General features: G+C 44.9%; 25 protein-coding genes. 9 read left to right on the top strand and 16 right to left on the bottom strand.

All coding sequences use genetic code 11. The features are described 5' to 3' along the window. Positions 1-8: 8 nt before the first annotated feature. Genes phoU through WOA13_RS02345 form a run of 5 tightly spaced genes read right to left on the bottom strand, consistent with a single transcriptional unit; the run spans position 9 to position 4106 of the window. Entirely contained in the window at positions 9-659 is a 651-nt protein-coding gene (phoU, locus tag WOA13_RS02365; RefSeq protein ID WP_342126394.1) for a phosphate signaling complex protein PhoU, read from the bottom strand. Between the two features lie 5 nt (positions 660-664). Further along, positions 665-1432: a phosphate ABC transporter ATP-binding protein PstB gene (gene pstB, locus WOA13_RS02360; RefSeq protein WP_342126393.1), complete on the bottom strand. Its 768-nt coding sequence runs from the start codon at positions 1430-1432 to the stop codon at positions 665-667. A 19-nt stretch (positions 1433-1451) separates the two neighbouring features. Then, positions 1452-2309, bottom strand: coding sequence for a phosphate ABC transporter permease PstA (pstA, locus tag WOA13_RS02355; RefSeq protein WP_342126392.1), 858 nt, complete (start codon positions 2307-2309; stop codon positions 1452-1454). After that, positions 2309-3202, bottom strand: coding sequence for a phosphate ABC transporter permease subunit PstC (pstC, locus tag WOA13_RS02350; protein WP_342126391.1), 894 nt, complete (start codon positions 3200-3202; stop codon positions 2309-2311). The genes pstA and pstC overlap by 1 nt, the downstream gene beginning before the upstream one ends. A gap of 34 nt (positions 3203-3236) precedes the next feature. Next, positions 3237-4106 (bottom strand): PstS family phosphate ABC transporter substrate-binding protein, encoded by an 870-nt coding sequence (locus WOA13_RS02345; RefSeq protein WP_342126390.1) that lies wholly within the window; start codon positions 4104-4106, stop codon positions 3237-3239. A 343-nt stretch (positions 4107-4449) separates the two neighbouring features. Here WOA13_RS02345 and WOA13_RS02340 point away from each other — a divergent pair, with 343 nt between their 5' ends. Together WOA13_RS02340 and WOA13_RS02335 are read left to right on the top strand one after the other, a co-directional pair. Then, positions 4450-5820, top strand: coding sequence for a dihydroorotase (locus WOA13_RS02340; RefSeq protein ID WP_342126389.1), 1371 nt, complete (start codon positions 4450-4452; stop codon positions 5818-5820). A 71-nt stretch (positions 5821-5891) separates the two neighbouring features. Next, a complete protein-coding gene (locus WOA13_RS02335) occupies positions 5892-6794 on the top strand; it encodes an RAD55 family ATPase (protein WP_342126388.1) in 903 nt (300 codons plus the stop codon). On the opposite strand, the gene WOA13_RS02330 is transcribed toward WOA13_RS02335, so the two are convergent. From WOA13_RS02330 to WOA13_RS02320, 3 genes are all read right to left on the bottom strand, one after another. Then, positions 6774-7433, bottom strand: a complete 660-nt coding sequence (locus tag WOA13_RS02330; RefSeq protein WP_342126387.1) for a DUF1614 domain-containing protein — start codon at positions 7431-7433, stop codon at positions 6774-6776. The two genes, WOA13_RS02335 and WOA13_RS02330, sit on opposite strands and share 21 nt — an antisense overlap. A 161-nt stretch (positions 7434-7594) precedes the next feature. Continuing rightward, the gene (locus tag WOA13_RS02325) at positions 7595-7873 is read right to left on the bottom strand and encodes an ATP-binding protein (protein WP_342126386.1); all 279 of its coding nucleotides are present in this window, start codon (positions 7871-7873) and stop codon (positions 7595-7597) included. Positions 7874-7943: 70 nt separating this feature from the next. Beyond that, entirely contained in the window at positions 7944-8258 is a 315-nt protein-coding gene (locus WOA13_RS02320; protein WP_342126385.1) for a DUF6951 family protein, read from the bottom strand. A 320-nt stretch (positions 8259-8578) separates the two neighbouring features. Between WOA13_RS02320 and WOA13_RS02315 the strand changes: the two genes are divergently transcribed. After that, positions 8579-8737: a hypothetical protein gene (locus tag WOA13_RS02315; protein WP_342126384.1), complete on the top strand. Its 159-nt coding sequence runs from the start codon at positions 8579-8581 to the stop codon at positions 8735-8737. A gap of 52 nt (positions 8738-8789) precedes the next feature. Further along, complete coding sequence (locus tag WOA13_RS02310; RefSeq protein WP_342126383.1) at positions 8790-8969, top strand: hypothetical protein; 180 nt, start codon at positions 8790-8792, stop codon at positions 8967-8969. A gap of 72 nt (positions 8970-9041) precedes the next feature. Here the strand turns inward: WOA13_RS02310 and WOA13_RS02305 are convergent, their stop codons facing one another. The 6 genes from WOA13_RS02305 to WOA13_RS02280 form a co-directional block, all read right to left on the bottom strand. Then, complete coding sequence (locus WOA13_RS02305; RefSeq protein WP_342126382.1) at positions 9042-9512, bottom strand: DUF2227 family putative metal-binding protein; 471 nt, start codon at positions 9510-9512, stop codon at positions 9042-9044. Between the two features lie 213 nt (positions 9513-9725). Further along, positions 9726-10151 carry a zinc-ribbon domain-containing protein gene (locus tag WOA13_RS02300; protein ID WP_342126381.1) on the bottom strand — a complete coding sequence of 142 codons (426 nt, stop codon included), beginning with the start codon at positions 10149-10151 and terminating at the stop codon, positions 9726-9728. A 72-nt stretch (positions 10152-10223) separates the two neighbouring features. Beyond that, positions 10224-11546, bottom strand: a complete 1323-nt coding sequence (locus WOA13_RS02295) for a phenylacetate--CoA ligase family protein (RefSeq protein ID WP_342126380.1) — start codon at positions 11544-11546, stop codon at positions 10224-10226. Next, positions 11543-12139, bottom strand: coding sequence for an indolepyruvate oxidoreductase subunit beta (locus WOA13_RS02290; RefSeq protein ID WP_342126379.1), 597 nt, complete (start codon positions 12137-12139; stop codon positions 11543-11545). The genes WOA13_RS02295 and WOA13_RS02290 overlap by 4 nt, the downstream gene beginning before the upstream one ends. Continuing rightward, positions 12136-13284, bottom strand: a complete 1149-nt coding sequence (locus WOA13_RS02285; protein WP_342126378.1) for a thiamine pyrophosphate-dependent enzyme — start codon at positions 13282-13284, stop codon at positions 12136-12138. The genes WOA13_RS02290 and WOA13_RS02285 overlap by 4 nt, the downstream gene beginning before the upstream one ends. A 111-nt stretch (positions 13285-13395) precedes the next feature. Beyond that, positions 13396-14019 (bottom strand): hypothetical protein, encoded by a 624-nt coding sequence (locus tag WOA13_RS02280; protein ID WP_342126377.1) that lies wholly within the window; start codon positions 14017-14019, stop codon positions 13396-13398. A gap of 584 nt (positions 14020-14603) precedes the next feature. Between WOA13_RS02280 and WOA13_RS02275 the strand changes: the two genes are divergently transcribed. Both WOA13_RS02275 and WOA13_RS02270 read left to right on the top strand, forming a co-directional pair. Continuing rightward, complete coding sequence (locus WOA13_RS02275; protein ID WP_342126376.1) at positions 14604-16016, top strand: sodium:solute symporter family protein; 1413 nt, start codon at positions 14604-14606, stop codon at positions 16014-16016. 242 nt (positions 16017-16258) lie between these two features. Next, a complete protein-coding gene (locus tag WOA13_RS02270; protein ID WP_342126883.1) occupies positions 16259-16606 on the top strand; it encodes a hypothetical protein in 348 nt (115 codons plus the stop codon). A 78-nt stretch (positions 16607-16684) separates the two neighbouring features. Here the strand turns inward: WOA13_RS02270 and WOA13_RS02265 are convergent, their stop codons facing one another. Next, the gene (locus WOA13_RS02265) at positions 16685-18199 is read right to left on the bottom strand and encodes an ATP-binding protein (RefSeq protein WP_342126375.1); all 1515 of its coding nucleotides are present in this window, start codon (positions 18197-18199) and stop codon (positions 16685-16687) included. Between the two features lie 278 nt (positions 18200-18477). Between WOA13_RS02265 and WOA13_RS02260 the strand changes: the two genes are divergently transcribed. Then, positions 18478-20352: an AMP-binding protein gene (locus WOA13_RS02260; RefSeq protein WP_342126374.1), complete on the top strand. Its 1875-nt coding sequence runs from the start codon at positions 18478-18480 to the stop codon at positions 20350-20352. Between the two features lie 105 nt (positions 20353-20457). On the opposite strand, the gene WOA13_RS02255 is transcribed toward WOA13_RS02260, so the two are convergent. Further along, positions 20458-20604, bottom strand: coding sequence for a hypothetical protein (locus tag WOA13_RS02255; protein ID WP_342126373.1), 147 nt, complete (start codon positions 20602-20604; stop codon positions 20458-20460). A gap of 545 nt (positions 20605-21149) precedes the next feature. Here WOA13_RS02255 and WOA13_RS02250 point away from each other — a divergent pair. Then, positions 21150-21455, top strand: coding sequence for a hypothetical protein (locus WOA13_RS02250; RefSeq protein ID WP_342126372.1), 306 nt, complete (start codon positions 21150-21152; stop codon positions 21453-21455). A gap of 155 nt (positions 21456-21610) precedes the next feature. Further along, a complete protein-coding gene (locus WOA13_RS02245) occupies positions 21611-21856 on the top strand; it encodes a hypothetical protein (RefSeq protein WP_342126371.1) in 246 nt (81 codons plus the stop codon). The last annotated feature ends 178 nt before the right edge of the window (positions 21857-22034 follow it).

The following is a 22034-nucleotide window of genomic DNA, read 5'->3' as shown; positions in this document are numbered from 1 at the left end:
TTGATCGTTCAATTAAGGTTCGGTCTCTGGTTAGTGACCATATATACGACGCTTTCACAGATGTTGCATGCGTGGTCTGCAATACGCTCCAGATACCTTAAAACGAATATAAGGTCCACTGCATTTGGAATAAGGATCGCATCATCGATCATCATATTAACCATCTTTTCCCATGTGGAGTAGAAGAGCTTATCGACTTTCTCATCCTCTGCAGCGGTCGCTTTTGCAAGTTCTGCATCTGATTCTGCGTAGGCTTTGATACAATTAGCGATCATATCCTCGGTGATGGATGCAATGGTAGTAATTTCGGATAGCTGGATCGTATGTTCGCCTTCGATCTTCTTGACAAGCTCTGCAATGTTCACCGCAAAATCGCTCATTCTCTCAAGGTCAATGGCGATCTTGTAAGAAGCTGTGATCAACCGGAGATCACCAGCCATTGGTTGCTGGAGGGCTAACAGGTGTGCTGTGGCTTTCTCAACGTCGTATTCGTAATTGTCGACGGCTGTATCCATCTCAATGACCTTTTCGGCGAGTTCTATATCAAGGGTTTCCAGTGCCTTTATCGAAATGGCCAGCATTTCCTGTGATACTTTTCCCATCTCTTCTATCTCTGATCTCAAATAATCAAGTCTTTCAATGTATCTTTCTCTCACCATTAAGATCACCCGAATCTTCCTGTAATATAATCCTCAGTACTTTTTACCTGTGGGTTCTCAAATAAGTTCTTCGTCTTTCCGAACTCGATAAGTTCCCCTAGCAGGAAGAACGCAGTGTAATCGGAAATACGGGCTGCCTGCTGCATGTTATGTGTAACAATAACAATGGTATAGTCCTTTTTTAGCTCAAGGATAAGGTCCTCGATCTTGGAAGTGGATATCGGGTCAAGAGCACTGCATGGTTCGTCGAACAGGATAATTTCCGGTTTGACCGCGAGTGTCCTTGCGATACACAATCTCTGCTGCTGTCCGCCACTGAGTGCGAATGCCTGATCTCCAAGCCTCTCCTGGACCTCTCTCATAAGGGCTGCATCTTCCAATGCACCGTGAACCCTTTCTTCAATCTCTGATTTTGGGCAACCGTGTATCTTCGGACCATAGGCGATGTTATCATAGATGGACATGGGGAATGGGTTTGGCTTCTGGAACACCATTCCGACCTTTTTCCTCAGGTCAACTACATCAATATTCTTTTCATAGATATTCTCGTCATCCACAAGAACATCTCCTTCTATTCTGCATGATTTCACAAGGTCGTTCATGCGGTTCAGGCATCTCAGAAAGGTGGATTTTCCACAACCTGATGGGCCTATTAGTGCAGTAACGCTCTTCTCCGGTATGTCAATTGAGATATCCTTAAGTGCGTGTTTTTCACCGTACCAGAGATTGAGGTCTTTAACATTGATATTTGTAGTAATTTCTTTTTTTGACATTATATCTCCCCGGATAATTTTACCTGTTCAGTTTTTTCCTGTAATGTCTTCTTATCATAACCGCGATACTGTTCATGAAAACAACGATCAATAGCAGTATCAGTGCGGTTCCGTACTGGATCGGTCTTGTCTGTGTGATGCTCGTACCTGAGGTCGCCAGTACAAAGAGGTGGTATGGCAATGCCATGAACTGGGTGAAGACCGAATCAGGTATTCTTGGTAAGAAGTATGCTGCTCCGGTAAGCAGTATAGGTGCTGTCTCGCCTGCAACCCTGCCGATACTAAGAATAATACCGGTCATCATTCCGGGAATTGCTGCAGGGAGAATTACCTTAGTTGTGGTCTGCCATTTAGTGACACCAAGCGCAAGGGATGCTTCCCTGTATTCCTGTGGGACTGTCATCAATGCTTCCTTGCTCGCACGGATTATCACTGGCAGGATAAGCAATGCCAGTGTAAGGGATGCTGACAGTAGGGATGCTCCAAATCCGAAGTACTTGACGAACAGTGCCAGTCCGAAAAGACCGAATACCACTGATGGAGTTCCTGCAAGGTTATTGATGGCCATCTCGATGGCCCAGGAGGTACGTCCAGGTGTTGAGTATTCGTTCAGGTAGACTGCTGAGAGTATACCAAGCGGGATGGCAAATGCCATTGATAGCCCGATAAGCATAAGGCTGCCCATAATTGCCGGATAGATCCCTCCTTCTGTCATCCTTTTCATCGGCATCTGGGTTATAAAGTCAAGGCTGAGCACGCTGTATCCGTTCACGGTAATGTAGATCACAAGGATCGATACGAAGGCAAGTACAATCGCCATGGAAAGCTTCAGCGTAGCAAATGCCAGCTTCTCGGAAGTCTTTGCTCCAAAGAACATTATACTGCCTCCTTAAGTCTGTATTTCTTCTTGACGCTGTCAGCGATGAGATTGATGATGAATGTGATTATGAAAAGTACTGAACCGACTGCGAACAGTGCATGGAAATGGTCACTTCCCTGTGGAACTTCCCCCATCTCGAGTGCAATGGTTGCGGTCATGGTCCTTACCGGATCGAAAAGCCCTTCCGGAACTCCTGGTATGATGGCGGTATTTCCTGTAACCATCATGACGGTCATGGTCTCCCCGATAGCTCTTCCGATACCAAGCATGACGGCTGCGGATATTCCTGACAATGCTGCCGGCAGTACTACCCTGTAAATGGTTTGCCATTTGGTACTTCCAAGTGCAAGGGATCCTTCTTTAAGTGCGGTAGGGACTGAATTGATAGCATCCTCTGATACTGATATTATGGTGGGAAGTGCCATCATCCCAAGCATAATGGAACCGGCCAGTGCGGTCTGTCCCGTAGGAAGATCGAGCAGGTCCTGTAGTAATGGGACCACTATTACAAGGCCGAAGAAACCGTAAACAACTGAAGGTATGCCTGCAAGGATCTCTACAAATGGCTTGATGATCTGTGCTACCTTAGGGTCTGCAAGTTCTGAAATATAGACCGCTGCAGCAATTCCTAGCGGGACTGAAAGGATAATAGCTCCGGCTGTAACGATCAGGGATCCTGTCAGTAACGGCAATAATCCGAATTTTGCCGGTGAGGATGACGGATACCATGAACTTCCGGTAATGAATGAAATAGGGGAATAATCACCGAATAAAAGATATCCTTCTCTGAAAAGGAAAAAACAAAGAAGGAACAAGGCTACAACTGTCACTCCACTTACCATTAGGAGAGTGGATTCGATGGCCTTTTCCTTCCTTTTTCTATCTAACATAGTTCATCCCGGCCCTTGAAGGACCTTAAAAGAATTAAGCAGGGAAGTACCCTACTTCAAAGACCATTGCTTCTCCTGTCTCGCTTGAGATGAACTCGACGAACTCAAGTGCAAGGCCGGTTGGTTCACCATCTGTGTAGAAGTAAAGTGGTCTTGCAAGCGGGTATGTGCCTGCGAGAATGTTCTCGGATGTAGGTTCTTCAGCACCGTCTCCCTTGTCGACTGCAAGTGGCTTTGTGGTCCTGTCAAGGTAAGCAACACCGACATATCCGATAGCGTTCGGGTTCTGTGAAACGGTCTGGATGATTGCTCCGGTTGATGGGTTGATCAGTGCATCAGCTCTGTACTCATTTCCTTCCATCACTTCTTCCTTGAAGTACTCGTAGGTACCGGAACTGCTGTCACGTGAAAGAACTACTATTTCCCTGTCTTCGCCGCCAACTTCATTCCAGTTTGAGATATCTCCTACATAGATCGCTTCGAGCTGCTCGTATGTCAGAGCAGATACCGGGTTCTCAGGATTTACAACAACTGAGATACCGTCCCATGCAATTGTAAGCTGGATCGGATCGACACCATTTGCCTGTGCATTCTCGATCTCTGCTTCTTTCATTGCTCTTGATGCCATTGCGATGTCAACTTCGTCGTCAATGAGTGCTGCAATACCGACACCTGATCCTCCACCGATAATAGAGACGGTCTTGTCAGGGTACTCCATCATGAAAATTTCGGCTTCAGCTTGTGCAAGCGGAAGAACTGTGTCAGATCCCTTGATCTGAATTGATTGCATTTCTCCATCACTGCCGGAATCGGCAGCGTCATTGCCTACACACCCTGCTCCGAAAAGAGCAAGTGAAGTGACCAGCAAAAGCGTGATCATATATGACATTGATTTCTTGAACATTGGTTTTTCACCTTATCGAACTAAATTGGTTTTAAATCACAGATCTGAATTTTGACCTTCTGGTCTGCAAGGTGGAAGATAAGGTGAACTGTATATAGACATTCGCTGTATATTCTATATTTATCTATATAATACTAAATATTTACTATATAGATATATATTTTATATATTTTTATTATTTACAGATCATCTGGTCCGCTTTTTGGCGATCGCATCGGAAAAGGGGAATGCCAAAAAATAAACTTAAAGAAGAAAGAACAGTTTTATAATACATAAAAAAGTAAATCCAAGCGTTAAGTTCAGCACGAATTATAATCCATCATTTTTAAAAGGGGCTCCATCGATGACTGATATCCTTATTAAGAACACAAAGGTCTTCTACAACAACTTTTTGCAGCCAGGCGAAATACTGATCAATAATGGAAAGATCGAGCGCATTGCAAAGGATCTCAGTGGGTCGGATCCAGATCTTCTTATCGATGCCAAAGGAGCGCTGACAATACCTGCCGGTATAGATGCTCATGTGCATTTCAGGGAGCCTGGCATGACACAGAAAGAAGACTGGCACACAGGTTCCTGCTCAGCAGCAGCAGGTGGTATTACTACTGTGGTCGAGCATCCAAACACTATTCCACCAACGGTGGACAAGTCATCTTTCAAGGAAAAGCTGAAGCTGGCAAAGCGCAAATCTGTAATCGATTTTGGAATCAATGGCGGTGTGACACAGAACCTTGAATCCCTTTCATTGCTCTGGGAGCTTGGTGTTACCTCATTTGGTGAGATCTTCATGGCAGAGTCCACAGGTGGGTTGAATATCTGTGAAGAGGATTTCGCAGAGGCAATGGGGATCATCAAGGAGCTTGATGCAGTGGCCTGTATCCATGCAGAGGATGAGAATCTGCGCCTGGAGAATGAAAAATTACTCAAGAAAGATCTTTCACCTTCATCACACTCACGTATTCGATCAAATCTCTGTGAAGGATATGCCGTGGAGAAAGCCCTCGAAGTTATTGCAGAGAAAGACACAAGGTCTCACTTCTGTCACATCAGTACCCTTGAGGCCATCGGTCAGATCCGCAAGGAAAGATATGTGGCAGCATCAGAGAACCGTGCACACACTGTAACCTGTGAGGTTGCTCCTCACCACCTGTTTTTGTCCACAAGGGACTGGGACAGGCTGGGTACCTTTGGAAAGATGAACCCGCCGCTTCGAGACCGCAGGAACGTTAAAGCACTTATGAATGCAGTCAATGACGGTACTGTGAGTTCCATAGCCTCTGACCATGCTCCGCACACGGAGTTCGACAAGGACCTTGACATCAGGAGTGCACCATCAGGAGTGCCGGGTGTGGAAACATTGATGCCGCTGATGTTGATGGCTGTCAAGAAGAACATTCTTCCTATTGGCAGGATGATCGAAGTGACAAGCAGGAACCCTGCACATATATTCGGTCTTGACACACGTCATTCAAAGGGAGTTTTTGCTGAAGGCTATGATGCAGACCTTATCATTGTGGACACACGCAATGCAACCACGATAAAGGCTGACAAACTCCACAGTAAGGCCGGATGGTCACCCTTTGAAGGCATGGATGCTATCTTCCCGGAGATAACGATAGCAAGGGGTGAAGTAATCTGGGAAGAGGATGTCCTTGCTGAGAAAGGTAGAGGTAAATTCCTTGAAGGGCAGGGTTATCCTGAAGAAGAGGAATGATGGACATAATGTTAATATCTGTGAACACAGCGAAAGTAAGCCTTATATACTGAGTGTCTTAATCTACTTTTATGGCACGAAACAAGTTCCCTGTTCACACAACATTAAGTTCTGACGCTGTTAAGATACTTGAAAGGTATGAAAAGGAACTTGGAGCCAAGAACCTTGTACTTGAAAAGGCACTGATGTCCCTTGACAGTAGCAAGTTCAAATCCAAGATAGATACGAACAATATAGACAAGGCTATCAAAAGGATCAATACCGGTGTAGTAGGTCTTGACGACATGCTCGAAGGTGGGGTTCCCGAGGGATTCAGCGTTGTAGTCACCGGTCCGCCGGGTACAGGCAAGACCACGCTTTGCATGCAGTTCCTGATGGAAGGCGTCAGGAACGATGAGAAATGTCTCTTTTTCTCCTTTGAAGAAAGGATTCAGCAACTGATACAGCATTTCATGCGTTTTGGCTGGGATATCGGCAAGCACATTGATGATGGCTATCTTGAGATATTTGGGATGTCACCACTGTCGTTTGAAGAGATCGGCGAGATAATTGATGCATACAAGCCAAAGAGGATCGTTTTTGATTCCCTGAACATTGTAACCGACCCGTCGGAGTTCAGGAAATCCCTGTCGTGGCGTACATTGCATAAGCAGCTTAAGGCAAAGAACATCACTTCATTCCTTATTACTGAAAAAGAGCATGGTATTGAGACAAAATCATATGATACATATGATTTCCTGGGTGATGGTATTATCTTCCTTGACCAGATTCAGGCAAATGAGGTGGAGCCAAACCTTACCCCTGTGATGGCCGTCCGGAAGATGAGAGCCACACGTGTGGATACTTCGCCACAGCCTTTCAGATTCACTGACAAGGGTATTTCAAAGTACAGGACGGTAAACCTGACAGCCAGTAAACTTCAGGAAAGAATGAACATGCACCAGAGTGCATCTTCACATGAACCAGGATATTAAAGCTGCAACAATCGTTGTTACATATATCGCCTTAAAGCTTCCAACCCCTCCAAGGTTGATGAAAGCACTTCCATTATTTTCCCTGTCCACCATAACGAGCCCTGTGAGATTCCCGAGAAGGATTCCTCCAACACCGGCCACGAATGTCACAGCAGCCGCGTTCTCAGGTGCGAATATTAGTGCGAAAGGAACTGCTATCAGTCCTATGTAATCGGGCATGACCACGCCGATACCATTGACAAAATCAGAGAGTAGTGTTGCGGCCACGATCATGATAAGCATGATCTCAAGTCCTACGAAATCAGGCTGGAATACGATCAGGAACAGCATCATAATAAAAGGAATTATGAACCCGCCAAGGTTGAGGGTCACAACTGTATTGAATGCCAGTTTCATGCTGGATGAGACATCCTTTACAAGAGGCACGGAATATATCTCTTCCAGTATCATTGCATCCCTGTCGAGAGACTGTGGTTTCCTTGACTTGAAAGAGCTGACAGGTATCTCAATGTTAGCGCCAACAAGCATGAGGACAAGCAGGATGAACAACGGATAAGAGGGTATTATCCCCAGTGATAGTTCTTGCTGGAAGAACAGGACCGCCATGGGTATAAGCATTATTCCAAAGATCAAAAACATCCGTATTTCTGATTTATTTATATAGCCTCTCATTGTTCTCATTAACAAGAGCTCGTTTTTAGTTATTAAATATTTCTAATGAAGATCGAATTGAAAGGTTTTGGTATATCGTGGATTTGGAATGCAAACTCCGACCAGATCATCCTCTCTAAATTCATAACTCAACAGCAACTGCAGGATGAATTCCTGTGTCTTGCGATCCTTCGCAGGTATTCTTTAGGAGGGAGCTTTATCGCATCTTCCGGACAGACTATGGCACATGCAGTGCATCCGACAATACAATTCTCTTTGTTGCAGACAACCGGCCTATCGTTTTCATTGCTAAAAACGTCGTGATTGCATTGTAAACAGACCATGCAACCATTACAGATTTCATAATTAATTGTCGGGAACCATTCGATGGTCTTTCTATTGATGCCGAACCATTTCTCTTCCTTCATTGTTCAGTCGCTCCTATGCTACTTCTTCTTCCTCTTCCATCTTGTTGTTGCACAAGCTATGTTCTAAAGTTCATTTGAACTCGATACACATCGGACCTGATCTTTGAGCCAGGGATCTTGCCAGGAAGCCGGCTTCGATCCTGCATACATTAAGAATACCGCATGGAACAAGACAGTTTGAAGAGCATTTTGCTTCCTGGGCCTTTACCATTACGTAGTTGTCTTTAATGTCGAGTATTTCCATCATTGGAACTTCCAGGTGTGACATCTGCTGTATTTTTTCACAGGGGGATTCGATATCAATTATTATTTTATCCCCTTTGAGTTCCCCGTGGATTTCATGAACAAAGTCACATATTGTTGAATTTACTGTTACATCTGTCATATGATCATACCTCTATAATTCATCTTTTTAATTGCAGGAGCCCTTAATGAGTTATAATTATTCTAGCATTTAAAGATATTTCAAAAATATCTGAAATTACATCTGTCTTTCTTATTATTTCCATTTAAGCTGAAATTATTCGCATGGAGATCTCATATCTCTCCTTTTGACATAGCTTAGTTTATTGCTGGAGTATAAAATCTATATATTTTACATTCAATTATATAAACTAATTACAAAGCATATATATTATACAATCGCGTATTGTCAAATGTAAAAGAACAGAGCAAAATATTGTAAAAACAAATAGAGGAGAGTTTATGAACACTATTCGAAATACAAACAACAGCATCCCGGCAAAAATGGCTCCGGGAAATAATGATCAGCATTCAGTTGTCGGGGGTCACACTTTTAATGATCTGGATGCTGACGAGCTTGACATTTACAGGTTCTTGCTCGGTGGTCTTCTGTCCAAATAAGTCCGGAACTCCGATAGTCAAAGGTGGTATAGAGCAAAGGGAGGAGTAAATTATGATAAAAGAGCAAAAACTATTCTGCCAGAATTGTAACACAGAACTTGAAAAGCAGGTTATAGGCCTGAACACATTCTACTGTTGCAGGGAATGCATGAGCATGACATCTGTAAGGGAAATTATCAAGCTAAAACTTGATATGATGAAATCGACAGAAGTGCTGGAAGCAAGTTCGTAACACAAAAATGATAGAAGCGTATGTGTCCCGGAATGTATATGATTCGGACACATCCATTTTCATTATTTAAGCTTAAAAAGGATCCTTCATTTTCGAGACTAAAAAGTCCGATATGATATGGACCTCAATTGAAAGCATCACTCCGACTATGGCCACGACAGCAAACCTTAAAGGAACGGTATGCAGGTCTACCCCGGCAAGCAATAGCAATAGAGCAACTATAACTGCAAGGTTAGCCACAATTGACAGAGGCCCGAGGATAGGATTGTGTGAGATTCCCCTGTGCTTGAATATGACCTTGTAGGGCCACCAGATGAACCTGAGGACACCCCATCTTTTGTAAGGTGTGCTTTCAATATCAAGGTCCGGGCTAAGGAAGAATGTTCCAAACAGGTAGGACATGGAAAAAAGCGCTATCGTGTAACTGTTCAGGTACCTGACAGCTATGGAATTCTTCTCCCAGATCACAAGATAGGAAAGACCTGCCAGTATAGCTATCATTGTTCCGATATTTATTGCGTCATGTGTTTTTGCATCCGGCATTGTTTATTCATTCCCCTGATTCTGAATCGTTCTTTTATGGTGTAGGGGACCTTATATCTTTGCATAAGGCCCTTTCCATATCGGGAAAACAGAAAAACGGGAACAGAAATCAGAAAAATAGGGTCAGAAAAGTGAAAAATTAAAACAGGAATGTGTCCCTGGAAAAAATAACTTCACATAAGGCCTGTGTCCGATGTAATACTGTTTTTATGGTCACATCAATTCCATCCAGAGCAATATGGCGGTAAATACTCCGATCAGGATCAGGAATGCTAATATGAAGAGAATATAATCTGAAAATTTTGCTTTTTTAAGGGGTATCTCAGCTGAATTCATTTTCTTTGAGGTCGTGTAAGCATCATATACTCCATATGCACAGATTATGAGTCCTGGCATAATGAAAACAAACCAGCCTACAACGGTACCCAGCAGTATGGCAATCCCTTTCACAAGCTCGCCGTTGTAGACCTGTCCCAATCCGCTGAACAAAACAGATAGAACAGCTGCAAGCCCGGGGTTCTTGGCAGATCGTGATGCAGGATATTGTGTGTCGTCAGGAACTTCACATTTTGGGCATATCACAGCATTTTCATCGATCTCAGCGCCACAATTTGAACAAAACTTCATTGCTTTTGCCATTATTTGTTCTCATACAGTTCAATAACTTATGCTACTAAATACAAACTATTTATAATGTAGGGATTTCAGACCTCACTGATCCCTGTTATCAAAGACCCTCTTGCTCTTTTTCTCACTGCGTGGAAGCTCTCCCATGCCAACGCATTCCACATTTACACTGATACCTATGAAATCCCTGAAGGCTTTATTCAGTGCTTTTGCAGACCCGGCATTCTTTTCAGGATCATCCGCTCCATCGATCTCGACCCTGAACAGCATTGAATCCCTTCCCTGATCCCTTTCAAGGATTATCTGGTACTCGCTGCTGACGCCTTCGACCCTGTGGATGACATCCTCGATCTGACCAGGGTAGACGTTTACTCCCTTGATCTTGATCCTGTCGTCGGTACGTCCCAGCAGGCGGTCTATTCTTGGGAAAGGACAACCACATTCGCAGGGTTCGGGAATGATACGTGTAAGGTCCCTTGTCCTGTAGCGTATAAGGGGGGCACCTTCCTTTGTGAGTGTTGTTATCACAAGTTCACCCAGGGTGCCATCGGGAAGTCTTTCTTCTGTGACCGGATCGATGATCTCAAAGAGCAGGTGGTCTGACCAGTAGTGGAGACCGTTATGCATGGAACAATCCAGGGCAATGCCGGGGCCGTAGATCTCGGTGAGACCGAAAATGTCAAAACTTTCGATACCAAGCTCGTCCTCGATACGGGACCTCATCTTGGGGCTCCAGCGCTCGGAACCTATGATGCCGACCTTGAGATTGATCCTGTCTTTCAGGCCCCGTTTATTGATCTCCTCTGCAAGGAGGAGGGCGTAGGATGAGGTGCTTGCAAGTGCTGTGGACTTGAGGTCGAGCAGCATCTGCAGTTGTTTTTCCGTATTCCCAGGTCCCATTGGGACTGCCATTGCCCTGAGGCGCTCCGCTCCTGCCTGGAAACCGATACCTGCGGTCCAGAGGCCGTATCCGGGTGTGATCTGTATCCTGTCAGTTTCGGTAAGGCCTGCCATCCGGTAACATCGCATCATCATTTCTGCCCATACATCAACATCCTTCTGAGTGTACGGGATAATAACGGGACTGCCGGTGGTGCCTGATGACGAATGTATCCTGATGATCTCTTCATCCGGAACTGCCTGAAGGCCCAGGGGATAAGCATCCCTAAGTTCTTCCTTGGTTGTGAAAGGAAGCTTTGCGATATCGTTTATCGTTTTTATCGACTCGATGTCAACTCCAGTCTCCTCTAACTTTTTCTGGTAGAAGGGACTTCCTGATACCACTCTTTTGAGGAGGTCTTTGAGCTTTGCCAGCTGATCTTCCTCAGAAAGTCCGGGGAACTCTTCTTTCTGACAGGGGTTGTTTTGGTCCATTTCATTGTTCCTGGAATCATTGCACATATTCATGCCCTCCGGATGTCTGAGACCTTTTCGAGGGACATGTCGAATGCCTTTCTGTTCAGTTCCCTGTACTTCTCCGGTACCATCTTCTCAAGCACGCTCCACAATTCGTCCGGATTGAAAGGAAGCAGATCCGCACCTGCAGCAGCGGCCAGCATGGCAACGTTCGCTGCCCTGTAGGTTCCTGCTTCTTTTGCAAGTTGTGTGAAATCCACGTTTATTGTTTCCTGGCAGTTCTCTTTCAGGAATTCGATGACCTGTTCCGGGATGTATTCAGTATTGATGGCTGAAGCTGAAGGGATCACAGCGTGTTCATTTACTACGATGCTGCCGTCCTTGCTCAGGAAATGGATGTTCCTTGCGGCTTCCGCAGGCTCAAGACCGATTATCAGGTCTGCATTCCCGGCAGGGATGAGTGATCCACAGACCTCATCTCCGATCCTGACGTGGCTGGTAACAGAGCCTTCTCTCTGGGCCATACCGATGGTCTCAGCGGTGGCCACATGGTAGCCGGCATCTATGGCAGCCGTTGCCAGCAGGCGGGATGCAAGTACAACTCCCTGGCCTCCCACACCTGCAATAAGAATATCGAATTTCATTGTAGTACCTCCCTGAGGACGATAGCATCCGACGGACAGACCTGTGCACAGAGACTGCAACCAGTGCAGTTGTCCTGTATCTGCGGTATTCCGGAAGACATCGAGAAGATTGCAGGACATCCAAGCTGTGAGACACAGAAGTTGCAACCTGTGCATTTCTCTTCATCGATCACGTATTGTCCGGTTGCTTTTGTGATGCCCACACATTTTCCTTTGAAGACCACAGCAGAGGGTCCTTCGTACTCAATTGCTTTTTTTGCCATGTCGATGCATTCACCAAGGTCATCCGCCCCGATGGTCTCAACAAGGTCCACGCCACAGCTTCGGAGCACTTCGGCAATATCGATCGCTTTTGTAGGATTGCCCATAGCTGTCAGTCCGATCCCCGGATGTGGCTGATGTCCTGTCATGGCAGTGGTTCGGTTGTCAAGGACTGCCAGTGTGATGTCAGCATTATTGTAAACGGCGCTGATCATTGCAGCGATTCCGGAATGGAAGAAAGTGGAGTCCCCGATGAAGGCCACCTGTTTAGCATAATTTCCATTCTGGTATTGTTGTGTGTGGGAAAGGCCTGCTGCCATACTGATACCCGCACCCATACAGAGGCAGGTGTCCACCATGTTGAGAGGCTGGGCATTTCCGAGGGTGTAGCAACCGATGTCACCTGAGAATACGGTGCCTTTTCCGTTCTCTTTCTTCAGCTTCGCTGCTGCTTTCTTGAAAGCATAGAAAACATTTCGGTGCATGCATCCTGCACAGAACGTGGGTGGCCTTACAGGAAGTGCAGGTATGTTCTCCCTGGCGACCGCAGGAGTTGAATGTGTCAGGAGAGGGACGTCTGCATTCATGGCCTGAAGTGAGCTGTTAACTCCATCTATAACGGCATCCACATCATATTCTCCACTTACAGGGAAGTGGCCGTTCTTCTTTCCATACACGTTCACATCGAGATGATGCCTGCCTATCAGTTGCAGGAACTGCTCCTCGAGGTATGGGTCAAGCTCTTCGATGACTATAAGGTCTGTAATGTCGCTGAGGAACTCAAGAGCTGCTTTTTCAGGGAATGGGTGGACTGTTGCGACCTTGAAATGAGAATATCTATCGGAGTGATCCTTTATGGCCTCCTTGGCGTACAGGGAGGACACACCGGATGATGCAATACCTATCCTGCTGTTTCCTTTTGTTATTGAGTTGAATGTGTTTTCACTGAAAAGATCTGAGAAACGGTCCGAAAGCCTTACCTGAAGATCTTCAAGCTAGGGGTGCCTTTGTGCTGTCAGTTTTGGGAATATGGTCCAGCGTGGCTCCTTTACGTAGCCTTCGATGTCACGACCTGCCTGCTCGATATCTTCGGTGATCACGTCAGCACAGCCATGGGAGACACGGGTGGTGGTCCTGAGTATCACAGGGATTTCCATCTCATGTGACAGTTTGAAGGCCAGTTTAGCCATATCATAGGCTTCCTGAGGTGTGGAAGGGTCAAGGACCGGAATGTTCGAGAAGTGACCAAAGGCTCTTGTGTCCTGTTCGGTCTGGGATGAATGTGGTCCGGGGTCATCAGATACGAGGATAACAAGGGAGCCCTTTACTCCTATATAGGAGAGGCTCATGAGGGGATCAGAGGCTACGTTGAGTCCGACCTGCTTCATGGTGACCAAAGTATTGGCACCTGAGTATGCGGCTCCGACTGCTGTTTCAAGGGCTACCTTCTCATTGGTTGCCCATTCGGCATATATGCCATATTTGCTCGCATGAGAGGCGATGGTCTCCATAACTTCGGTAGAAGGTGTTCCAGGATAGCCGCTTGCTACCTGAAGACCGGCCTTCATCGCCCCAAAGGCGATCGCTTCGTTTCCCATTAATATACGTTTAGCGGTCAATATCGTTCCTCTTGTATTTGATAGGTGAAAATAGGTAATTTGAATTACTCCTACGGATGTTTCAGTAGTAATTCAGATATGAGCCATCATGTTGTTTAAGCAGATGTCTGGAAAGTCCGCACATTTTAACCATAATGGAATTGTAGGGCCATTTAATTAGGCAGAGCTATAACATTGCATATATTTATACATTGATGTGATCATATGCACTTATTTAATGAAATATAAACGTTTTGTTATGACTTTTCTGACTTTGGCAGAAAGTCCGAGAACAGGTTCCAGATTGCTATGCTTTCTCTGAATATGATGGTTATGAGACTCTTTTAGAAAGGTTCTGTCATTGGGAACAAACAATAATGTTTTTAATCTATAATGTGCTATTCCGCGCATCATAGTACATAGTAGCCCAATGAAGAGGAGGATAGGAATTGGTATTGAAACACAACACATTAAAAATAACCATCACTAAGAATGAAAACCAGAATAGGAGGATGAGCTCCTGATGCCTCTACCCTACATTTACCTGATGATCGCCGTCATGATAATGCTGGCCACAACATTCTTTATCGTATTGAGGCAAGACCATGATTAATCAGGTTCTTCTGGTTTTATATATACTTGGGATACTTTTACTTTCCCTGAAGCTCAGGCAGGGAACCTTTTCAGGATTTGTGGTCTCGGACAGAAATGTGATGCACCCTGCGGTAATAGGCATTGCTTACATGGCTGCCTACTTTAGTGCTGCCTCTTTCCTCGGGGGCGGAGGCTACGGCCTCATTGCCGGGCTTCCATGGGTCATCTGGGGTGTATTCTTCCATGTTGCTTTTGCCTGCCTGGCATTCATCATTGCACCGAAGATATGGATGTTCTCCCAGAAGTACGATGCAAAGACAGTACCACAGCTACTGGAACGCAGGTACGATTCACAGGGAGGAAAAGTGCTGCTTGCAGGGATCATGCTGTTGATGTACACAATATACCTGGTTGCCATTTTCAAGGGTTGTGCCAACCTTTTCCAGGGACTGCTGGGAATAACATATGTTCAGGGTCTCCTCATAGCTGTTGCCATCGTGGCACTCTACTATGTGATAGGAGGACTGCCGGCAATTATCTGGATAAGCTTTTTGCAGGGTTTGATCATGCTTGTGGGTGCAGTGCTGCTTTACACAGGTCTTATTTCAAGTGGAGGGGGCCTGGCAATATGGGATATGGTCCCGGCCGACATACTGAGTATGACAGGTGCAGCAGTACCATGGCAAAAGACCTTTGGAATGGCATTTGCTATCAGTCTCGGACTTCTGGCATTACCTGATCTGCTGATCATGCTGTTCTCTGCAAAGGACAAGAGAGTAGTACGTTTTGCAGGTATCTATGGCCCCATATCCATCACCATTTATGCAATATGCATTTTCTCTCTGGGAGTCATGGTTCACGGGGTATTCAGTTCAGAACAACTGGCACCTTTCATGACAAACCCGGATGGTCTGATACCTTTCCTGGCAACATCACTGCTGCCTCGTGGATTTGACAGTATCGTACTGCTGGCCGCAATTTCCGCTGCCATGTCAACCATGAGTGCCATTGTATTGGTCACGACAACCGCCCTTACTTCGGATATCCTGAGATACCTGCGTCCGGCAACCCCGGATGATAAGGTGCTACGCATAACAAGGGTAGTAGGTGTTCTCATCATCATAGTATCTGCATTCTTCGCAATGGATGTGCCACAGATGATAGTGCCTCTGGTATCCGTAAGTATGGGTGTGATCGCTTGCTGCGTCTTTATACCCCTTATCTTTGGACTTTACTGGGACCGTGGTACTTCCACCGGATTTGTCGCAAGCCTTGTGGCAAGCTTTGGTTCTGTGGTACTGTGGCAGTTCCTTGGAAATCCTCTCATCCACCCCGTGTTCATCGGTTTGATCTGCGGTACCGTGGCATACCTGGGAGGAAGTCTGGCAAGTCCCCGTCCGGCTCCTGTAGTAGAAATGGAATAATGTATAAAGGTCTTCAATACCTGATTCGGTGCTGAAAACAAAACTTCAGCACCACTTCTTCTTCAGCCAAGTGTTTATTTTAAGATGAATGCAGTTCATCTTTATGGAAATCCGATTCTGTTTTGTTGTCTGATATTATGTTTGAAGTGATGCAATATGATGAATATCTATTCATTCCTCTCACAAAAATGATTTAACTTATCAATATCAATAAACCGACAGGGTGTTCAAAATTGAAGAATGTGATCAGCAAGAGCTTCGAAATTAAGGATTATGCCATAGATAATTCCCTGATCAATGGATTCTGGATGACTCTGGTGGACAGGGAAACACTAACAACAGAAATACTTTACAGTCCGCTAGAGGGCGATTCTTTTGATGCGGACCGGACAAAAAGGATGATTGGAGAGATCACCGGCAAATGTGACCACTTCAGCTCATTTCTCCCTGAGAACATCAGTTGTGCGGTTACCTTCAAGGAGCTCGATGGTCTCACATACGTTGAAGGCTCAGGTGATTTTGATGTGGATGCTGCTGAGATGGATGAGATAAGGGTGATCTATAGGCTGCATGTTGAGTATCATATCTGATCGCTTTCACTTGTCGGCCGAAGATGCTATAGAAATGTTTTCTAATAGCAGGTTTCCTTTTAGCCAATCTATCAAAGTTCAGCAATGCATGTTCCCGGGCTCAGCCGGTATGCTGAATCCAAAGGTGCTTCCTTTTCCGGGTTCGCTTTCCACCCAGACCTTGCCGCCATGCATTTCAACAAATTTCTTGACAAGAGTAAGCCCGAGCCCGGTTCCTCCAAATTCTCTTGAGCTCGAGGAATCCACCTGGAAGAAAGGCTTGAACAGTTTTTCCTGATCCTCCGGTGCGATTCCGATTCCGATGTCCTTTACGAAGAAATCAACGGCCTTATCGGAGATCTTACCGCCGATGGTCACTGCACCACCTTTTTCTGTGAACTTGATGGAGTTGTTAACCAAATTGTAAAGTATTTGCTTGAATTTCAAAAGGTCAGCTTTAATTACAGGTTTCTCGATCTCGATGTTGCATGTCAGGTCGATTCCCTTCTTCTTTGAAAGAGGCATCATCAATGCTTCGATCTCATCAATAGCATCAGATACGCGGAATTCGTTGACATGCAGTTCCATCTCCCCTGTTTCAATGTTAGAAAAGTCCAGGAGATCATTGATGAGCTTTAAAAGGTGATTCCCATTGTTGAGGATCGTGGATATGTAACTCTTCTGCTGTTCGTTCAGACAACCGTAATCTTCACTGCAAAGCAGGTCCGAGAACCCGATGATCAAAGTAAGGGGAGTTCTCAGCTCATGGTTGATGTTTGAGATGAATTCGGTCTTGGCCCGGTTCGAATCTTCCGCAGCAAGTTTGGCCTGAAGCATTGCCTCTTCTGCCTGTTTTCGCTCGGTGATATCCTCGACTATCCCCTGGTAGTGAGTTGCTTTTCCATTCTCGTCCCTCAGGATGAAGGTCTTCTCACTTACCCATAGCAACTTTCCATCCTTTGTTATCAAACGATATTCCGAGGTGAAGTTGTCACTACCATCATCGCACTTTGCAGCAAGAGTGTCCCATACTTTTTGATAGTCGTCGGGATGGACAAGGTTACCATAATTAATGTGACCATGTATGAAATCTTCAGCTGAATAACCAAGTTTTGCAACATTCTCCGAAGCATATTCCGCAGGCCAGAGTTCTTCTGCCTTCCACAGGAAGACCATTGTAGAGCTGTTGTTTATGATATCTTCCAGGGCTCTCTGTCTTTTAATTGCTTTTTCAAAGGCGAGATCATTGTTCTTCTTTTCAGTTACATCATCTACAGTTAGTAATACAAGTGGTTCACTATTTTGTTGTATTAATTTTGTTGAGATTATAAAATTGAGTGTCACAGACTTATCATTGGTTGTGATCTCCAATTCGCCTTCTTTTTTGTAAATGCTTTCACCTGTTTCAAAGGTGTGCATAACAGAGTTTCTTACAGCACATTCTGAGCATTCCCTGTTCTTCCCGCAACCGTCTCCATTTATCGAATTTACGCAACCGAACAGTTCACCACCAAGAAGACCAATGCTATCCTGTTTTTCGTTCCCTAGTTCAATAGAGGCAGTCCGATTGAGGTATTTAACTCTCCCTTCCTGATCCACAAGGATGATGATCATAGGAATATCCTCAAAAATGGGATTTAGGATATCAGGATCTATAAAGAATTCAGCATGATCCTTACAGGATCCTTCCAAGGCAAATTCACGTTGAATTATGTTACTTTCATTCAGATATGGCCCCTCCGTCTTCCCATATACACTGTTGAGCAGATTATGTGATTTAATGTGCTAAATTAGTATAATTTATGGTTGTATATATAATGCTATGATTTGATCTTTTTAGAGATGATAGTACTTCAGTAGCAAAATTAAAAAAAAGCATTAAAATAGTTTGAATGCTTCCAAAATGCCCAATGACGGCGCAAAAGCAACATTATCTGACGCCACAGGAAGTGGCCAAACATCTGAGGGTTGAGACAAAGACGATCCATGCATGGCTTGAGGAAGGAACCATGGACGGCCTGAATGTGGGAAGACTCTGGAGGATCCCGCGAACCCAGCTGGAGCAGGTGGATGATAATTCTTTCATGAAGAACGCAGACAAATTGAGTACTAAAGAGTTCCCTCGTAATATGTGTGATTACGACAGGACCAGGGAAGAGTGGAACAATGAGATGCCTGAGTTCTTTAATTTCGGTTATGACATCATTGATGCCTGGGCAAAGGAAGACCGCAACAAGCTTGCAATGATCTGGGTGAACCAGAAGGGTGAGGAGAAAAAGTACACCTTCAGGGACCTGATGAAACTATCCAACCAGGCAGCGAACATTCTTCTTAAATACGGTATCAACAAGGGTGACAGGGTCATGCTGATGCTCCACCGCGTGCCTGAATGGTGGATCTTTGTGATCGCACTGGCAAAGCTTGGTGCTATTGTGTGCCCGTGTCCTACACTTCTTACGCCAAGCGATCTCCAGTACAGGATCAATGCCGGCAAGTTCAAGATGGCAGTTACCGATCTGGAAAATGCTCCGAAGTTCGATGAGGTCCGCGAGGAATGTGCATCCCTTAAGGAATGCATGGTGGTTGACGGGGAAAGAGAAGACTGGATCAGCTTCCAGTATGAGCTGCTATATCCTGCACCTGTGTCACATCATTCGGTGTCCATGCCTGCACTTACCAGCTCCACCGACCCGTTGCTGATATACTTCACATCAGGGACTACCGGCAAGGGAAAGATGGTGCTTCACAACCATGCATACCCGCTGGGTCACAGGGTGACTGCAGAGTTGTGGCAGGATCTGACCGAGAACGACCTGCATTTCACCTACTCGGACACCGGTTGGGCAAAATGTGCATGGGGAAAGATCTTCGGCCAGTGGATTGCCGGAGCATGCGTTTTCGTGTATGACATCAGAGGCAAGTTCAAGGCAACAGAACTTCTTCCGCTTATCGAGAAGTATGAGGTCACATCCTTCTGCTGTCCTCCAACTATCTACAGGATGCTCATCCTTGCAGACCTGAGCAAGTTCGACCTCACCCAGCTCCGTCACTGCTGTAGTGCAGGCGAGCCGCTGAATCCTGAGGTCATCAAGGTGTGGAAGGAAGGAACAGGTCTTAACATCTACGAAGGCTACGGCCAGACAGAAACCTGCTGTGCTATCGCATCCTTCGCCTGCCTGGAGAACAAGCCCGGCTCAATGGGAAAACCATCTCCGGGATGGAATATCGAACTGCACGATGATGACGGCAATCCGGTGGACAACTTCGAGGAAGGAAGGATCGCGATCTCACTTGACCCACGCCCACCGGGCCTTCTTGTGAAATATGTCAACAACGATGAAGAGAACGAAAAGTCATTCCAGAACGGCTTCTACTACACCGGTGACAAGGCATACAGGGACGAGGACGGTTACTTCTGGTTCGTGGGCCGCGATGACGACGTTATTAAGAGCTCAGGATACCGTATCGGCCCGTTCGAGGTGGAAAGTGCACTCCTTGAACATCCTGCTGTGCAGGAATCCGCTGTGATCGGTGTTCCGGACAACATCAGGGGTATGATCGTCAAGGCTTTCATAGTACTTCATGACGGGGTCGAGCCATCGGAGAACCTGATAAAAGAGCTTCAGGACCATGTGAAGCACACAACAGCCCCATACAAGTACCCGAGAGCCGTTGAATTCGTGAAGGACCTGCCAAAGACCATTGGTGGCAAGATCAAGCGAAAAGAGCTCAGGCACATGGAATCTGAGAAAGCTGGTTGCGAGTGATCTTTCGGTTATTTTATTTTCGTGGGGATTGTTCCCCACATTTTTTTCATTAGATTCAGGCAAGCAAGCAAAAAGCTTCAAAAATGTACAGCTCTGAGGTTATGTTCATTCACTGAATAGCTGGGTGTTCGTAACATGCTTTTTTTTATAAGGAAACTCCTTTTCGAATTCCTCAGTGACCTCAAAGGAATTTGATGCGAAGAATTTCCCGGATACCTCATTCAGGCTTCCGTCATTGAGTTCCAGTGCCATGAAAGCATCGAAATGTTGGCCAGGGTCATTCCGAATACAGAAAATACCAGCCAGATCCATGCTATAAAGAAAAGAGATGCTTCCCAGGGTATCTCTTTGATTTTATCGATTAATGATGCCATCAATCCATAACTTTTGTTCATTTTTTTCTCCAACTCCCTTCCTCACTTTCTGTCCTTTCTCTTCTCTCCCATATTTATAACTTTAGACAAATAATCGCGATAAAATAAAAGAATTTATATAGAATGCAATATTACTGGCATCAGTCAGGCAATGCGTGATCATCTGCAACTTGCAGACAGGGAAAGGGGTCCCCTGGTCTTGTTGCATCCATACTATCCGGTAATGGCACAAACATGATGATGCAGACATATCTAAATCTTGATCTGTCGATATCATTGTTTTCATGAAAGATAGCAGATACCAGACAATATATACAGGTAGTAGATAAAAAAAGTAGCTACAGGTACTGTATACCAGGCGCTAACACTCCTTACATCATGCAAATGTCTGAAACCGACTATAACATGACAAAGTGATGTAATATGGAACAAAGGGGTACAACAAACAGAACATTAAAGGATACAATAATAATTGCAATTGTATTTTGTACGATCATAGGTGGCTTTACATTCCTGGCAGCTGCAGCAGAGCTTAATCACCAGATGAAGAACAGCGAAAGTTTTGCCCAAGGGTATTCAGATTATCCAAGCGATGACAAGTATAATCAGGTCGTGGTAAATGCGAACGTGTTCGAAGATATTGATTCATTCTTCTACGTGCGTGGATTTGAGACTGCTAAGAACGATGAAATGATGCGCTTACCGCATCGTGATGTGATCCATGGGTGATGAGGGATGGTATTGGGGATCCTGGTAATCCTCAATATCTGCTATTTTTGGTTTTTGGAATATTGTTGGGAGTATGTTGATTCTTGTTGGCAGCTACTTTTTGTCTTATGGTATTGACAAAAAAGATATAATGCTAAAAAGAAGACTATGCGTTTATGAAATCAGAGCATGTTAAAGGAACTCCATTTGATTATAGCGATGACAAAGTAACTGTCTATTTTGAGATCGCTGATAAACAAAGCACAAAAGAAATTATGGATAATATGTCTTTTATAGACAGCATTAAAGATCTGGAACATGGCTTTGAAGTAAAAATCGCAATACAACAAATACCAGAGGTAATCCGTTATTTATCAAGGGAAAACATTGCTATATATGCTGTAATTCCTAAAAAAGAATAATAACCATAAACGGTATATCGCTGTTGAAACTCTGTTTTAAACAGGTCTTATTTTTCTCCGTAAAATATTGGGAGATTTCTACGAAGTTCCAAAGTGAAAAGCCGTTTACTCTTAATGGTAATGTTCGGGAAGGATTTCACTGCATGATGAAACTAAGCTGCAGATTGTCGCAACTACA

Origin of the sequence: Methanococcoides sp. LMO-2 (genome assembly GCF_038432375.1) — an archaeon.
In the GTDB taxonomy this organism is placed as follows: domain Archaea; phylum Halobacteriota; class Methanosarcinia; order Methanosarcinales; family Methanosarcinaceae; genus Methanococcoides; species Methanococcoides cohabitans.
Note: the sequence above shows the minus strand (reverse complement) of the source record. Positions and strands in the feature narration are given on the sequence as shown.

What these genes read in the sequence shown, in the direction of transcription:
- WOA13_RS02290 (WP_342126379.1), bottom strand. Translation starts at nt 12,139, where the DNA reads ATGAAATTCGATATTCTTATTGCAGGTGTGGGAGGCCAGGGAGTTGTA.
- WOA13_RS02260 (WP_342126374.1), top strand. Translation starts at nt 18,478, where the DNA reads ATGCTTCCAAAATGCCCAATGACGGCGCAAAAGCAACATTATCTGACG.
- WOA13_RS02250 (WP_342126372.1), top strand. Translation starts at nt 21,150, where the DNA reads ATGGAACAAAGGGGTACAACAAACAGAACATTAAAGGATACAATAATA.
- pstA (WP_342126392.1), bottom strand. Translation starts at nt 2,309, where the DNA reads ATGTTCTTTGGAGCAAAGACTTCCGAGAAGCTGGCATTTGCTACGCTG.
- WOA13_RS02305 (WP_342126382.1), bottom strand. Translation starts at nt 9,512, where the DNA reads ATGCCGGATGCAAAAACACATGACGCAATAAATATCGGAACAATGATA.
- WOA13_RS02335 (WP_342126388.1), top strand. Translation starts at nt 5,892, where the DNA reads ATGGCACGAAACAAGTTCCCTGTTCACACAACATTAAGTTCTGACGCT.
- WOA13_RS02310 (WP_342126383.1), top strand. Translation starts at nt 8,790, where the DNA reads ATGATAAAAGAGCAAAAACTATTCTGCCAGAATTGTAACACAGAACTT.
- WOA13_RS02300 (WP_342126381.1), bottom strand. Translation starts at nt 10,151, where the DNA reads ATGGCAAAAGCAATGAAGTTTTGTTCAAATTGTGGCGCTGAGATCGAT.
- WOA13_RS02295 (WP_342126380.1), bottom strand. Translation starts at nt 11,546, where the DNA reads ATGAATATGTGCAATGATTCCAGGAACAATGAAATGGACCAAAACAAC.
- phoU (WP_342126394.1), bottom strand. Translation starts at nt 659, where the DNA reads ATGGTGAGAGAAAGATACATTGAAAGACTTGATTATTTGAGATCAGAG.
- WOA13_RS02265 (WP_342126375.1), bottom strand. Translation starts at nt 18,199, where the DNA reads ATGATCATCATCCTTGTGGATCAGGAAGGGAGAGTTAAATACCTCAAT.
- WOA13_RS02275 (WP_342126376.1), top strand. Translation starts at nt 14,604, where the DNA reads ATGATTAATCAGGTTCTTCTGGTTTTATATATACTTGGGATACTTTTA.
- WOA13_RS02315 (WP_342126384.1), top strand. Translation starts at nt 8,579, where the DNA reads ATGAACACTATTCGAAATACAAACAACAGCATCCCGGCAAAAATGGCT.
- pstC (WP_342126391.1), bottom strand. Translation starts at nt 3,202, where the DNA reads ATGTTAGATAGAAAAAGGAAGGAAAAGGCCATCGAATCCACTCTCCTA.
- WOA13_RS02340 (WP_342126389.1), top strand. Translation starts at nt 4,450, where the DNA reads ATGACTGATATCCTTATTAAGAACACAAAGGTCTTCTACAACAACTTT.
- WOA13_RS02320 (WP_342126385.1), bottom strand. Translation starts at nt 8,258, where the DNA reads ATGACAGATGTAACAGTAAATTCAACAATATGTGACTTTGTTCATGAA.
- WOA13_RS02330 (WP_342126387.1), bottom strand. Translation starts at nt 7,433, where the DNA reads ATGTTTTTGATCTTTGGAATAATGCTTATACCCATGGCGGTCCTGTTC.
- WOA13_RS02325 (WP_342126386.1), bottom strand. Translation starts at nt 7,873, where the DNA reads ATGAAGGAAGAGAAATGGTTCGGCATCAATAGAAAGACCATCGAATGG.
- WOA13_RS02255 (WP_342126373.1), bottom strand. Translation starts at nt 20,604, where the DNA reads ATGGCACTGGAACTCAATGACGGAAGCCTGAATGAGGTATCCGGGAAA.
- WOA13_RS02345 (WP_342126390.1), bottom strand. Translation starts at nt 4,106, where the DNA reads ATGTTCAAGAAATCAATGTCATATATGATCACGCTTTTGCTGGTCACT.
- WOA13_RS02245 (WP_342126371.1), top strand. Translation starts at nt 21,611, where the DNA reads ATGAAATCAGAGCATGTTAAAGGAACTCCATTTGATTATAGCGATGAC.
- pstB (WP_342126393.1), bottom strand. Translation starts at nt 1,432, where the DNA reads ATGTCAAAAAAAGAAATTACTACAAATATCAATGTTAAAGACCTCAAT.